Annotated in this window: 11 protein-coding genes; 5 read left to right on the plus strand and 6 right to left on the minus strand. The window is 55.3% G+C overall.

The window, feature by feature from the left end:
* Positions 1 to 61: 61 nt before the first annotated feature.
* Positions 62 to 937: a sigma-70 family RNA polymerase sigma factor gene (locus JMJ04_RS40940; protein ID WP_201376107.1), complete on the minus strand. Its 876-nt coding sequence runs from the start codon at positions 935 to 937 to the stop codon at positions 62 to 64.
* 391 nt (positions 938 to 1,328) lie between these two features.
* Between JMJ04_RS40940 and JMJ04_RS40945 the strand changes: the two genes are divergently transcribed.
* The gene (locus tag JMJ04_RS40945) at positions 1,329 to 2,567 is read left to right on the plus strand and encodes an IS110 family RNA-guided transposase (protein WP_201371172.1); all 1,239 of its coding nucleotides are present in this window, start codon (positions 1,329 to 1,331) and stop codon (positions 2,565 to 2,567) included.
* A gap of 965 nt (positions 2,568 to 3,532) precedes the next feature.
* On the opposite strand, the gene JMJ04_RS40950 is transcribed toward JMJ04_RS40945, so the two are convergent.
* The 5 genes from JMJ04_RS40950 to JMJ04_RS40970 all read right to left on the minus strand — a co-directional run bounded on the left by JMJ04_RS40950 (position 3,533) and on the right by JMJ04_RS40970 (position 10,048).
* The gene (locus JMJ04_RS40950; RefSeq protein WP_201376108.1) at positions 3,533 to 4,729 is read right to left on the minus strand and encodes a TniQ family protein; all 1,197 of its coding nucleotides are present in this window, start codon (positions 4,727 to 4,729) and stop codon (positions 3,533 to 3,535) included.
* Positions 4,730 to 4,856: 127 nt separating this feature from the next.
* The gene (locus JMJ04_RS40955) at positions 4,857 to 5,801 is read right to left on the minus strand and encodes a TniB family NTP-binding protein (protein ID WP_201374549.1); all 945 of its coding nucleotides are present in this window, start codon (positions 5,799 to 5,801) and stop codon (positions 4,857 to 4,859) included.
* A gap of 24 nt (positions 5,802 to 5,825) precedes the next feature.
* On the minus strand, positions 5,826 to 8,375 hold the full coding sequence (locus JMJ04_RS40960; protein ID WP_201376109.1) for a Mu transposase C-terminal domain-containing protein: 2,550 nt from the start codon (positions 8,373 to 8,375) through the stop codon (positions 5,826 to 5,828).
* 18 nt (positions 8,376 to 8,393) lie between these two features.
* The gene (locus JMJ04_RS40965; protein ID WP_201376110.1) at positions 8,394 to 9,209 is read right to left on the minus strand and encodes a PDDEXK family nuclease; all 816 of its coding nucleotides are present in this window, start codon (positions 9,207 to 9,209) and stop codon (positions 8,394 to 8,396) included.
* Between the two features lie 539 nt (positions 9,210 to 9,748).
* Positions 9,749 to 10,048, minus strand: coding sequence for a hypothetical protein (locus tag JMJ04_RS40970; RefSeq protein WP_201376111.1), 300 nt, complete (start codon positions 10,046 to 10,048; stop codon positions 9,749 to 9,751).
* A 348-nt stretch (positions 10,049 to 10,396) separates the two neighbouring features.
* Between JMJ04_RS40970 and JMJ04_RS40975 the strand changes: the two genes are divergently transcribed.
* The 4 genes from JMJ04_RS40975 to JMJ04_RS40990 all read left to right on the plus strand — a co-directional run.
* Complete coding sequence (locus JMJ04_RS40975) at positions 10,397 to 11,272, plus strand: sigma-70 family RNA polymerase sigma factor (RefSeq protein WP_201376178.1); 876 nt, start codon at positions 10,397 to 10,399, stop codon at positions 11,270 to 11,272.
* A gap of 835 nt (positions 11,273 to 12,107) precedes the next feature.
* Complete coding sequence (locus tag JMJ04_RS40980) at positions 12,108 to 12,434, plus strand: hypothetical protein (RefSeq protein WP_201376112.1); 327 nt, start codon at positions 12,108 to 12,110, stop codon at positions 12,432 to 12,434.
* Between the two features lie 733 nt (positions 12,435 to 13,167).
* Positions 13,168 to 13,791: a hypothetical protein gene (locus JMJ04_RS40985; RefSeq protein WP_201376113.1), complete on the plus strand. Its 624-nt coding sequence runs from the start codon at positions 13,168 to 13,170 to the stop codon at positions 13,789 to 13,791.
* A gap of 300 nt (positions 13,792 to 14,091) precedes the next feature.
* Positions 14,092 to 14,492: hypothetical protein (locus tag JMJ04_RS40990; protein WP_201376114.1), on the plus strand; the 401-nt coding region annotated here is incomplete at its 3' end.

The raw sequence follows: 14,492 nt of genomic DNA on the forward strand, positions 1-14,492 counted from the left end.
TCGTGTGAGCACGGGCACGACTCGAACTGTGGGAGCACGGCGTTTAACGGGCGGCGGTTCGTCAGTCGTCGAGGACCGCAAGGAGCACCTGGCGCAGGCGTGCAGGATCGGTAATCGTGGTGATCGCGATGATCTTGCCTCCCCTGATCGAGACATCAAAGACGCCGATCAGCCGCCCGTACGGGGCCACCACGACTCCCACGGAGCCATTCACCAGCGCAGTCTGTGTTGCCTGGGCACGTCCCACAAACTGGTTCGCCACAGCCGCTGCACCATGAAGCTCTCCTGCTCCGCCCGCAGGCACGGACATGGGATCGCGCCGGAGCACCACCTCTGGATCGAGCACGGCGAGCAGCGCGTCAAAGTTCCCGACACGCGCGGCGATGAGGAAGGCTTCCACCACTTCTCGGCTGGCGGACAGGTCCGCATCCTGAATATGGGCTCTTCCCCGCACCCGGCGGCGGGCGCGGCTGGCGAGCTGCCTGGCTGCGCCCTCTGAGCGCTCCACGAGAGGCGCGATCTCGTCGAAGGGCACGGCGAAGATGTCGTGCAGCACATAGGCGAGGCGCTCGGCAGGAGTCAGCTGATCGAGCACCACCAGCAGCGCTAGACCCACCGCATCGACCAGTTCGGCTTCTTCCTCGGGGTCGCTTCTGCCAGGCTCTCTCGTGATGGACCCAGCAAAGGACGCTTCCAGGGACTCTTCTCCCCGCGATTTCCGCGCGCGCAGCATATCCAGGCAGATCCGCGTGACCGCCCTGCTCAGCCATGCGCCCGGGTTTGAGACGGTGCTTGGGTCCGTGCGGACCAGACGCAGCCAGGACTCCTGAACGGCATCCTGCGCCTCGGGAAGGGAACCCAGCATCCGATAGGCCATCGCCTGCAGTTGGGGACGTTCTGCCTCGAAGCGCTTCACCAGCCAGTCTTGTTCATCCATTCCTTCTCTTCCTTCTTTCTCCATTCGTCATACCACCGACGAAGGAAACCGGGCTGATGTGACAGGCTGCCAGCCCGTCTTGGCGCGGAGCTCGCAAGAGAGCAGGATGTTTCCTTCCAATCGCACACGAGTTTGCCCGAAGCAGCATGCCCCGTGCCGGGACACCACCAGGGATGAAAGAGGATATACTGGAGAGATCGCGGCCAGGTGAGAACGGACGCCCAGTTATGAACATGAGCGTGAGCCCGAAGCTGTCTCCAGGTACCCGTTTGCACCGCCAGTTGTCGCTCTTTTCCAGAAGCACGTAGAGGAATCTAACCTCACAGGCCGGGTACTTCCTGGTCGCTGATCGCTAACCATTGACCACAGCGTATCAGAAGGAGGAACCCTGATGGAAGTCCTGTATCGAAGCTGTTGCGGGATTGATGTCCACAAACAATTTCTGGTGGCATGTTTGCTCGCTGTCGATGAGAAAGGACAGCAACACAAAGAGCTGCGGCGCTTTTCGACGATGACGAGTGAATTACTCTCGTGCGTTGACTGGCTGAAAACAGCGCGGTGCCAGGCCATCGCGATGGAGTCAACCGGGGTGTATTGGAAGTCCCCTTTCAACCTCATGGAAGGGCACTTTGAGCAGGTCATGATTGTCAATGCCGAACATCTCAAACGCGTTCCAGGTCGCAAAACCGATAAAAAGGATGCGGAGTGGATCGCCGAACTCTTGCAGTTTGGGCTCCTCAAACCCAGCTTTATCCCGTCACCCCAACAACGAGAGCTTCGTGATCTGACCCGTCTGCGCACAACTCTGATCGCCGAGCGAACCCGGCTGGTGAATCGGCTCCACAAAACGCTGGAAGATACCAATCTGAAGCTCTCGTCCGTGTTGACGGATATCATGGGGAAATCAGGACAGCAGATTCTCTCGGCTCTCCTTCGCGGAGAGGAAGATCCAGCCGTGTTAGCAGATCTGGCTCTGGGACGTGCGATGAGCAAACGTGACGCGCTGGCACAAGCGCTGCGTGGACGCCTGAGGGACCATCACCGCCTCCTCTTGCAGGAACTGCTCTCCCTGATCGAGCGACATGATCGGGGAATTTCGCGCCTGGACAGGGAGATTGAGGAGCGCTTGCGCCCTCAGGAGGCGTTGATTCAGCGGCTCGATGCTATTCCTGGATGTAGCCGTCGAATCATCGAAGTTCTCCTGGCTGAGATAGGCTCGGATGTGTCTCCTTTTCCGGATGCCGCTCACCTCGCCTCCTGGGTGGGCATTTGTCCTGGCAATAACGAGAGTGGAGGCAAACGCAAAAGTGGACGCATTCGCAAAGGCAATCGCTGGATTAAAGCGATGCTGGTTCAAGCCGCCAATGCCGCCGCTCGAACCAAGCACAGCTATCTCTCGGCACAGTATCATCAGATTGCTGCTCGTCGTGGCAACAAACGTGCTGTCGTGGCGGTGGCTCACAGCATTCTGGTGATCTACTATCACATGCTCACGACTGGTGAGCCCTATCAGGAAAGAGGAGCAAACTACTTTTCGGAATTAGATCGCAAGCATGCTGAGCGACGGGCAACCAGGCAGCTTGAACGGTTGGGATATCAGGTGACGCTGACCCCTACTCAGATCGCTTAATCCTGCTTCCAGCATACGAGCTTGCGGATGAGGTTCTCTTGGGTCACTTGACCCACAGGGGGGTGTTTTTGTCTCTTTCTCCAGCTCTTTCAGAGGAAGAGGAGCAAACTACTTTTCGGAATTAGATCGCAAGCATGCTGAGCGACGGGCAACCAGGCAGCTTGAACGGTTGGGATATCAGGTGACGCTGACCCCTACTCAGATCGCTTAATCCTGCTTCCAGCATACGAGCTTGCGGATGAGGTTCTCTTGGGTCACTTGACCCACAGGGGGGTGTTTTTGTCTCTTTCTCCAGCTCTTTCAGAGGAATCAGGGAAGAAACCGGTCACAATCTTTGCGTGTCATACGTCGGGAGGATGACGAGGGAAACCCAGCCAAGGTGAGAGGGAGTCCCACTCCTCTTGACCGCGCTGACTGGGCAATCTCATCACCATCAAGATGCACCTTGGGGTTGTGTGCACCGCCAGCGGAAAAGCACCACTTTCCCTCGTGGAAAAGTGAAAGGACCTGTTCCCATGAAAGTAGCGATTTCCCATACCAAAGTCAAGCCTGACAAGCGCGCCGAAATCGATGCGGCGGGCTGTAGGATCTCATAATTAGTGTCTTTGCCTCAGCTCGCCTCATATGAAAAATCCCACAAATCCTGTCTTTGCTTCCCACAACATGTGTCATTTTCCTACAGAATTCCCACAAAACATGTCTTTACCCTCCAGCGTGTTCCTGGCTTGGTGATGGCGGAGTCGGCTGATAGGCTTCTTTGCGCGCGATAAGTGCGATGGGAGATGGGTCCAAAGACAGGAATTGTGGGAAGAAAGACACGATTGGTGGGATCCTACTTGGCGTCTGTGCAGGAGAGGAGTTTTGTGGGGAATCCCAGAAATAGTGTCCTTGAGGTTCCTGGACTGCGCTCTCTGCTGGGTCATCAGCTGCCAGTTTATCCTATAGTCATTAGGCATATTGAGGTGTTATGGGGAAGAGGAGGAGGCGGTATTGCAGGCGTCGAGGTGTTCTTGGATGCGGTGCTCAAGGGTTTGCAACGAATAGGTTGGTTGATACTGCTGGTAGGCGTGGGAGACGATGGCGAGGGCGTCTTTGGCGAGGTCGCCAAGGAGGAAGTGGTGGGGGAAGTTGTCAAAGGCATGCTTTTTTTTTGTTTTCCGAGACCAACATGCGAGGACATCGAGAAAGGCGAGGAAATGGTCGGGCCAGGCGCTAAAGATCCAGTGCGTGATGGCGACTTGGAGTGGGGGGACCGCGTCTGGATAGGGACGTTGGAACAGCTGGTTGGTGTGAAGGAAGGCGGTGAACGCGTTGGGCAGCAACGATTGAACGTCAGCGGGTTGGAGACGATGGAGGCTGATACAAAAGGCGCGCAGAAGCGCAATATACTGCTGCGGTGGTAAGAGGGTGCGTGGATCATTGAGCTCCAAAGGAATAGATGGATGGTCAAGAGGAGGAAGAACGCCAAGAGCACGGAGGGTCAACTGATCCCCAGAGACCAACCCCATGGCTTCTGGTGCGATGCGCAGCGTTACTGTGGAAGCATAGGAGTGTCGGCAATAGGGACAGGAGGTTGGATCAAGCCGTTGTGAGGGAATGCGCCTGGAGCAGTGTGGGCAATGTCGCAGGAGCAGCAGCCTATGCTTGTGACAGGTCAGCAGGTATCTGGCTTTCCAGTACAGGCGGTCATAGGCGACCTCCTCCTGGAGGCAGAGAGGGCAGATTTGTGTGGTCTGGTTGGGAAGAAAAAAGGTGCGGTGAAGATCTCGTTGAAGCCGCGGTCGCTCAATAGGATCGTGGTGGAGGGCTATTTTCGGTTTGAGATACTCAGTGAGGCCGGAGCGCCAAGAAGGAACTTTGATGACGGGAAAGTATTCGAGGTGCTTAAATGGGGCCGAGAACCGATGTAAGGTCATCTGGTAGAGCGCTTCCTCACTGAGAAGAAGAAGATCTGAAAGGAACCGATAGTCAGCTCGCTCAGCGAGCAGAGACACCTGAGAAGAGGCAATGCGGAAATGACTCATCTCAGGTTGAATGACCTGATTCACGCGTTCGTAGTGCATCTGTTTGGCGGTACGGGTGAGGAAGGAATGCAGGTCTTCCCAGGGTTGTGGAGGAACGCGCACTGGCAGTGGTGCGATGCTGTGTGTGGTGGTGTGCATGTGAACGTGTCTCTCCTGTTTTTCTCGCGCACGTGTGAGCCTATGAGCGGACTGTCCGTGACAGGGTGTGCGCCATCTCGGCGTCGTGAGCGCAGATGGCGCGTTTGTGGCCGGAAAGCCTGGGCATTTAGGTAAAACGCTTGACCGAAAAAGGGTTCATTTTTTTCTCGCCCATCACGGTGCCAGCAATGCAGGCGTTATAAGCATGCTCTAATAAGATGCGATTGAGGGTGGAGCAGCCCTGGGAGATAGCGAGGTGCGCGGCATGGCGAACCAGATGCATAATCCAGCCGAGATATCCATTGGTGGCATAGTGAAAGCGATAGGCCATGTCCAGGCTTCCCAACCCTGAAGGATCAAGGGGGAGTTCGAGATCAATGCTTTCCATAAGCGTGCGGAATTCGGCGGTGGTTTTGGATTGGGAGCGGTCCCAGGGAAACGGGGTCATATAGCGAGGTGTCCCGACGCGTCGGCTGAGTTGTGGATTGGTCTGAAGGATAGGTTCTGCTTCCCCTTTTTGCCCGATAAGAATCATCGGGATGTTGCTCTGATTGATAATATCTTTGAGGAAATCCGTGACGGCGTTGAGGACGCGGAGGGTGTCTCGGTCGAGAATGTGCTGGAACTCATCGACGAAGATCATGCGTACCTGGCAGCTTTTGAGCAGCATGTGCAGGCGAGTGACCATATTCCATTGGGTGCCACGTCCCGGGTTGGGATCTCCCAGGGTGGAGAGAAACGCCGCAGCGGTGCCTTTAATACTGGCCTTAGCGGGAACGGAGACGTAGAGATAGGGGATGATACTCCCTTGCGGTGTTTCGCTGCGCGTATTGTTGTTGCGTGCTAACCATTCCTGGACCAGGGTGGTTTTGCCAGCTCCAGTCTCGCCAAGAATGGCCAAGCAGGGTGGATTATGTGTGGAGCTGCTTTGGGTGAAGCGATTGCAGTAGTCGAGTTCTGCAAGCAGGGCGGTAAATCCTTTATGCATGATGAGGATGTGATCAATGATGGCGTAACGTTCAGCATCACTGAGAGTTTGCCATGCGGGTGTGGGTGAAGGATCCTGTGTCATGGTTTCTTCGTCTCCTTGGCGCGGTTACGAGCGCCAGTGTGTGGAACGAACGGCAATTCCAAAGGATTGTTGCCGTTCAGTAATGGTGGTTGTGAGTTCTGTTATGGAAGTCAATGGGAGTTCACTTGTGTGTTCCTGCTGACCTGTGTGTAAGGGGGGGATATGTTCCTCTGGTTCCTGGGCGGTGGCCGATGATTGGCCCTGTCTCGCTCTCCTGTGTCTTGGGGCTGTGGTCGACTTGCGCGGTGGACGCTGTTTCTTGTCGAAAGGGGTACACTCTTCGAACGAAAGAGGCGGGAATGGCTCGAATGGGGTTTGTCCATTTTGGTCAGGCTGGAGGAAGACCTGCTCCTGTATGTCCCCGAGAGGGGCAGAGAGATCGGCAACACCGGCGAGTGTTGTGGTGGTTGAGTGGTAATGTGGGTCCATTGCCTCGGCTTCAAGAGAAGATTCCAGCGGTGCATGTTCTTCTGTGACCTCTCTGTTTCCGTCTTGCGATGTGTCCACTGGAGTGTTGATGAACGTCTCGGCAGCCGCATGCGTTGATGCATTGATCCATGTCGTCACTTGTTCATTCCACCAGCGTGTCATGCTCTGGCGGGTGCGAAGCTTGCGTGTCAGACGTATCTCATCCGTAATACATTGCTGCAAGCGCGCTTTGGCGAGCACAAGAGCCTGCTGATTGACCTGGCGCTTGAGTTCCTCCTGAACATAGCGTTTGATGACACGATGTTTCCATAAGGAGAGCTGTTGGGTATAGTCTTTGTCCACGGCTTCCACTTCGAGGTAGCGGTTGGAAAAAGGATCAAGGACCCAGATGCGTGAGAGGTCTCCTGGATAGTATTTGATGTGGACGATGCCTTCTTTGATCTCGTCTTCCCGATGGCGAGCGATGGCGCTGTGCGTTGACCGATATGTTTTGGCACGTGCAAGCTTGCTGCGAAGTGCGGCCAGCTTGGGGTCCTGATAGCGTAGCTGTTCAAATTCGATGCCATAGTGATGAATGGTGCGTGTGGCGGTTCTGCTGACCAGGACCAGTAAGTCATTGCGGCTGGGGGGAAGACGTGGAACAAAGTGTTCTTCAAGCGCTTGCTCCCAGAGCCTGGCGGGTATTCCTTTCCCACGGGGATGGCCTCCCACCCCGCGGTGAACCTCTTGCGTATAGACATCGACAATCCAGAGATGAAGCAGTTCCCAGAGTTTGTCGAGCGTGATACAGGCATGGTGCTGAGATTGATAGTCACCGCGTTCGAGAAAGTGAGAGAAGGTGGTGCCAGGCGTGACGTGAATGAGATCGGTATTGAGCGTGCGAAACCACCGTTCAATACTGCCTTTAAACCAGGGTTTGCGTACTGGCATGTGTTGGAGTTCAATGCCCAACTGCAAGCACGCGAGCTCTAAATCTCGATCAAGTTCCATGCCATTATCGACGACGAGCACTTCTGGAATGCCAAAGGCCAGGTAGGCATGTTGGGTGTGAAACTGTGTTTGCACATGCTCTTTTGGCAAAAAGGCATAGAGCATGCACTCCATGGCCACACGATACGAGGGTGGGTCGAAACTGATAAAGACCCCAAGAGGGTAGCCGGTGTACTTATCGCGGATAGCTGCGATGGTTGGCCGTCCGATAGGGAGGCGATCATTGGGATCAACAACGAGAAGGTCGAGGCGCGCGAAGTCGAGTTCTGCTCGCTGATTGGGCCGGGTGTGGAGAGGACCGAGTTGGGTCTGATGGTGCTTGCGCTGGGCATGCGCTTTCCCCAATCGAGCCGTGTCAACGTCCAAGGCGTCAAGCCGCTGAATGTAGCGGTAGATCGTCATGTTGCCAGGAGCAAGAAGATGTTCTTCCGCAGGTCGTGTCGCATTCTCAAGAATGATGCGTTTCTTAAAGGCTGTGATCACATGCGTCACTGGAGCGCGAACGTTGGTCAGATATGTTTCTTTGATGGCTTCTTGCAAGAAATGTTCAAGAAGAGGACTGAAGCGGTGGTGGCGAGGACCACGTTGATGATAGGAAGGGACCAGGCTACGAATGTCTTCGTGACTCTCTTGGTAGCGACGAATCCAACGCGAAACCGTACGAGGGGTGATGTCAAAGAAGGGAGCAAGGTGAGGGGATGATGCAAGCATGGTTTGATGTTCCTCAGGCTCAAGTGGCTGAGGCGTGTGTGGAGCACTGGCCGGATTGAGAGACGAGAGGTATGTTTGAATACGTGCTTCGACCACCTCTTTGGTGCGCTGGCGAGATGATAACAGAAGGAGTGGACGAATCAATTGATAGCGATGTCGCGCGATCTCCTGGAGGTGTGGTGGCAAGTCAGCAAGTTCGGTAAAGGTCGAGCGAGTCTTGAGTGGTGTCGTTGCTTGCTCGTCCAGGTTGGGTCCTTCGCGAGCAAATTCCAGGGTGTTCTCTTGCCAATGGTGCCAGAGTTCGGCGAGACGCTGAGAAACGAGTGCGTTCGTTTCAAGATTGCGTGCAACGAGCATGCCACCGCTTAAGATCAGAACGACCTGGTAGCCTCGCCCTTGGAAGAGGTACCGGATGCCGGGTTCAAAGGTAACTGGTTGAGACATGGTGTTTGCTTTCTTGCACTAGCTGATGGTCTTATCGTTGGTCTCAGACAGAGACCAACTTCCTCGCCCTTGCTCTCTTGCCGGGAACGGTGCTCTGGATGGGGATAAAAGCTCATCTGTCATCGAGGAGGGGGAAGATGCTGGAGGCGATATGATGGAGCCCTCGTGTTCACAGACGAGATGCGCTGGCGAGGCATGAGAGTGGTGTCCTTTCCAGAGAAGAGAGGTCGAGGAGAACTCTAATGGTTGTGTTAAATCAGTGAGGAGCTCACCGTGATAGACAAGGTTCCAGAGAAATGATTTTGTCTGAAAAGGGCGAAGCAAGGAGGTGTGTTGAACCAAGTCCAGAGGCGAGAAGGGGCCTCCAATGGAGAGAATGGTCGTGAGTAAGTAGTCATAGATGGGTGGTGGAATCGGCGCAAACGAATGAACGGCAAGCATTTCGAGATTCGAGAGGAGGACCCGGTGACAACTGAGCGTCTCCTCGGTGATAAGGGCAACGTCATGGTCGTGTTGCTGACCCCACAACTGTGCGGCTGTGAAAGCGGCGAGCTCAAGGTCAGTGATGCGCGGACGGCAGGTGACGAGCCGGGGGCGTTGATGTTTCCAGACGACGCGAAAGTCAGGAGTATACTGAGCAATCTGCTTGCCAGAACGATAGGAAATGGAAAAGGGATGTTCCTCGTAGTGAAGCACGAGTGGATCATACTCGAGAAGATAGATGTAGGCTCTCTGGAGCAGGCCGAGATAGTGAACCATGCGGCGTGTCGATTTCTTACTCGGAATGCTCCCTCGAATGGTGGTGTGGCTGTGACGTGAGCGTGTTGTTGACATGTGGCCCCCCTTCAACATGGTCATACCCCTCTAGGCACTCCTCAGACCAGGAGGATGTGCACTTATTCTTTGTTATATACACCATGATCTATCCTTAAAACAAGCTACTGGTACTTTTAGGTTTAACAGAGAAGAAGAAGAGAGTTTGATCATTTTCTAGTAGAAGCAGCGTACTTCTTGAGGAGAAGAGACGAATGGGACGAGTATCCAGTTACGCGACAAAAGGGACAAGGAATTCCTGCGGTCGGCGCTCTGATCGGTCCTCATCCGGATTTTTCCCTCTGCAAGAGAGATGGGAGGCTGCATGGGTCACTCGTGCCATTGCTTCTGTTCCTCTCGTGCGTGCCCGATCCAAAAGACGCGACCCGATACGGAAAGCACAGGAAAGCGGCTCTGTTTCACGAGCCGCGCTCACCAGCTTCACGAGCCATGTGGCTCGCGTCTTCTCGCAAGGCTTTTCACCGGAGATCGCCGAGAGGATCTGGCGAGTATGATCGGCAGCGGCTGCCTCACTCGCCAGACGCTCGACTCCTGGGTCGTTAGAAGGACCGATAGGAGCTGGTAGCCGTCAACTGTTCGGCGGTTGGCGGCTCAGCGATCCAGGTCTTGAAGTTCGCGACGAACGCCTGAAATTCTGGGAAGGCCACCAACGGATTGTCGACGCCGTCGTCAGTGACGCTGAGCGTGACAAAGGTCTCCCCGTCGGGGAGCGGGCAGACGGCATAGAGAAACCCCTGCGGACGTTCTCGTTCAAGCGCCTCGAGCACGCGCTTGCCCGCCGCATCGATTTCGGCGCGCTTGTCAGGCTTGACTTTGGTATGGGAAATCGCTACTTTCATGGGAACAGGTCCTTTCACTTTTCCACGAGGGAAAGTGGTGCTTTTCCGCTGGCGGTGCACACAACCCCCAAGGTGTATCTTGATGGTGATGAGATTGCCCAGTCAGCGCGGTCAAGAGGAGTGGGACTCCCTCTCACCTTGGCTGGGTTTCCCTCGTCACCCTCCCGACGTATGACACGGAAAGAATGTGACCGGTTTCTTCCCTGATTCGGGCAAACTCGTGTGCGATTGGAAGGAAACATCCTGCTCTCTTGCGAGCTCCGCGCCAAGACGGGCTGGCAGCCTGTCACATCAGCCCGGTTTCCTTCGTCGGTGGTATGACGAATGGAGAAAGAAGGAAGAGAAGGAATGGATGAACAAGACTGGCTGGTGAAGCGCTTCGAGGCAGAACGTCCCCAACTGCAGGCGATGGCCTATCGGATGCTGGGTTCCCTTCCCGAGGCGCAGGATGCCGTTCAGGAGTCCTGGCTGCGTCTGGTCCGCACGGACCCAAGCACCGTCTCAAACCCGGGCGCATGGCTGAGCAGGGCGGTCACGCGGATCTGCCTGGATATGCTGCGCGCGCGGAAATCGCGGGGAGAAGAGTCCCTGGAAGCGTCCTTTGCTGGGTCCATCACGAGAGAGCCTGGCAGAAGCGACCCCGAGGAAGAAGCCGAACTGGTCGATGCGGTGGGTCTGGCGCTGCTGGTGGTGCTCGATCAGCTGACTCCTGCCGAGCGCCTCGCCTATGTGCTGCACGACATCTTCGCCCTGCCCTTCGACGAGATCGCGCCTCTCGTGGAGCGTGAAGTCGCCGCAGCCAGACAGCTTGCCAGCCGCGCCCGCCGCCGGGTGCGGGGAAGAGCACCTATTCAGGATGCGGACCTGTCCGCCAGCCGAGAAGTGGTGGAAGCCTTCCTCACCGCCGCGCGTGTCGGGAACTTTGACGCGCTGCTCGCCGTGCTCGATCCAGATGTGGTACTCCGACGCGATCCCATGTCCGTGCCTGCGGGCGTAGCAGGAGAGATTCATGGTGCAGCGGCTGTGGCCAAACAGTTTGTGGGACGAGCCCAGGCAACACAGACAGTGCTGGTGAATGGCTCTGTGGGAGTCGTGGTGGCCCCGTACGGGCGGCTGATCGGTGTCTTTGATCTCTCGATCAGAGGAGGGAAGATCACCGCGATCACCACGATTATCGATCCTGCACGCCTGCGCCAGGTGCACCTTGCGGTCCTCGACGACTGACGAACCGCCGCCCCTGTGGGGTGTTATTGCGAGAACGGTTATTTGAGCATGAGGAGCATATTTTACGGTGGGCAAGTAGTCCAAAGGTGATTGCCGATATCACGCAGCATGTGGGGACAGGGGGATAACGGTTGCTGAGTGCTCTGGTGCTTTTGGGGACAAGGCGCGGATCCGGGGAAAGAGCAAAAGGGATGCTCGACATGATCAGTTGTATGATGATCAGCCGTAGATGGTGCGAGGCTGGCGAGAGAAGAGGAGTAATCCGCTTCTCTCGCTGCCCGTGTATTTTTGAGGGTCTATATAACTGTCCCCTTGAAGAATGGCGCCTGCTTCTTTGACGCCAGGGGCAGGCATTCGCGCAACGCGCGAATGCCTCTTTCTATCTTTTACTGTATCATGGAATAGCTTCATTTACAAGCCCTTGAATAGGGAAATAGATGGAAGAGATGTGTTTGTAGCGGAATGGAAGAGATGTCGAGGTGGAAGAGCATTGGCAATGGATCGCTTGCCATGAGCATGGGAGTCGACATGATGCCATTGTGGAGCCGTGGTGGAAGGGAATGCGAGCGTCCATTCATGGTGGCGTGTCTTGATGTTCTCTTCGCGCCTCTCTTTGCCAACCGGTAGCCACTTTTCTCTCACCATGTCGCGCGAGAAAGGGAGCCATCATCATAGCCAGGCTGGTAGCCAGTTGGCCGGGTGCGGCAAGTTTTTTTGCGTCAATGACCAGGACAAAAACACGGTCAAATCACACACTACAGAATAGATGTGTGTATGCTTGCGAATGTACACCGTGTTCGTTCCCCATTATTTAAATTTAACTAGGAGGTACAACATGTCTAATGATAGGGAGAATGAAGGCCCTACGAACAGCTGGCAAAAAAAAAGCAGTTTTGTAGGCGGACCCCAAAACACTGCTGACCCTTTATCGAGCCATCAAGGTCAGCCACTCCTTGGTCAGCAAGAAGCAAGCAGTCAATACTTAGGGCGCGTCGTTGTGGAGTTGTGGGATGATGGCAGACAAGTGGATGATTCTTACAAGATCGTTTTTTCAGTCGATGCTATTGACGGAAATGCGGAGGCACTACTGCAACGCATTGCTCCCGCGCTCTTCAAGAGAGCTCAAAAAGGACCAATCTTCAAAACAGGCCAGAAGGAGTGAGTGTTCTGTGAAGCATATATAAAGGGAGAGATTGTTTGTCCTCTCCAGATTTGCCAGAACAAGTCTCCTGCCGCACATAAGCTTGGCAAAATTGTTCAGCAACTGACAACCAGCATTGCCTTTTTCTTCCCTTCGCGATGGAGAGGGCTTTGCTAAGCTCTCTTCCATGAAGAGAGTTGTTTGTGAGAGGTGTCATATCCGAAACTTCTTTCCTGGCCAGCGTTGCTCAAGGCCAGAGTAAAACAGTTATACTTTTTTACTGCTTTACTGTCAGCACAAAATATGATCAATTTCTGGCCAGAAGGGGCTACATCCGAATATGCCCTCTCACCGGCAATGATTTGAGTCATATCTTAGCCGCAAAAATCAGATGGAAGAGTGCCGAAAACCTTGAAATGATACCGGAATGACTCATTGCCACGAATTGCTTCGCAAATCGGAATCACTGCCAAAGAGGGACTTCACACCCGATGAAGCATGTGCCCCTCAATAAGCTGTACGCAAAAAAAACTTGCCGCACCCCAGTTGGCCTGGCTGTGACGATGGCTTGTGTTTTCTCCACAATCGCTGCACACCCCCTGGATAAGTTCGTGGAAAAGTGGGTTGCGTCGGGCCCTCTGGTTCAGGTATGCTTCGTAGGAACGAGCGTGCTTCCCTCTCTTGTGCCCGGCGTCGGCCCCTCTATTTCTTGTGTGACTTTGTTGTGCTTTGCTTCTCAAAGGAGGGAACCATTATGCCTGCAACTCTCGAGGAGAAGGAGTCACGTCTGGCTCCACGCAGCCTTGTCGTGCGCCGCCGTCCGATGTCGTCACCAGGAAAAGCGCCAGCGGTCCAGACAGCGCGTGCATCTCAGTTCGCCAAACCACGGGTGCAGCGCCCTGTTCCCACCGAAGAGGTCCCGGAATTCTTGCGGGAGGCCTCGCCACAGCCAAAGATGTCCCGAGGAGGGAGCTGGCTCCTGCCTCTTGGGCTGGGGATGTTGTGTGCGCTGCTGCTCGCCCTCGCCGGGTCTGTGGTGGTCACCTGGAGTAGTACGTTCATGGACGATGTGCGCTATGGATATCCGCGAACGACGCACGTCGACCACATCGTCGGCCATGAACTGGATCCACGCGTGCCAACTCACTTTACGGCTCTGAACCTCAGAGGCCAGGTGGTCATCTTTGAGGTGCCCGGCGGTGATCCAGAACACGCCCGACTCCTACAAGGCCCTCATCTTGTTGGGACTGGCGCGGATCTGGCCCCGGTTCTGCTGACCTTCTCAGGCGATGCAAAGCATCCTGATCTGGTGGTGACGGTCAATGGGTTGCAGGTGCTGTTTCACAACACCGGAACGAGCTATGCGCCAATGCGGTAGAGAAACGAGGACAATCGGCACCACACCAGCAGGGTATTGCCCCTCACGGTCATCGTGGAGTGTGGTGCCTTCGAAACGCACGTTTCCAGTTTCCTCTGTATCCCCATGCCTCAAGGCAGGGGTCTTACGCTCAGTCTCATACTTCTTCTCGCCGTAACACCTCCATTCCTCTTTTTCTGCGTTCCGTTCTTGCGGAGGAAGAGCATGTTCCTTTGTTCCTACTTGACAGTAACGAAGGAACATTTTATACTGAGGAGAGAAGAAGATGATGCCGTGATGGCGAAGAAGGAGGCGAAGCAGATGGCGGCGATCTTAGGCTGGGTGCAGCGGCGCTGGAACGAGGTGTTGGAGCCCGTGGTGAGTCGTGCCACCGTGGAGCAGGAGGTGCAGTTGCGTGAGGTGTGGGAGCGTGAACTAGACTGGTGGAAGACGCAGCGAGGATTGTCTGGTGACTCGTTGCGCAAACCGATCACGCAGGTGCGGCATTTGATCCGCCTGTTGCCGGTGACGGAGGACAATAGTTGGGAGAATCCCCGGACGAATGAACGAGAGCATATTGGGCTGCGAGTGTTTAACCTGTCGGAGGGGGAATGGGTGCAGATGAATGCGCGCACCCAGGGAGTGACGCAGGAACGGTTGAAGCAGCAGGTCTTGCTCAAAGACCCGGACGCCCTGGTGGAGCGAGCCCTGTCGTTGTTGTT

The organism is Ktedonobacter robiniae, from assembly GCF_016587375.1.
Taxonomy (GTDB): Bacteria; Chloroflexota; Ktedonobacteria; order Ktedonobacterales; family Ktedonobacteraceae; genus Ktedonobacter; species Ktedonobacter robiniae.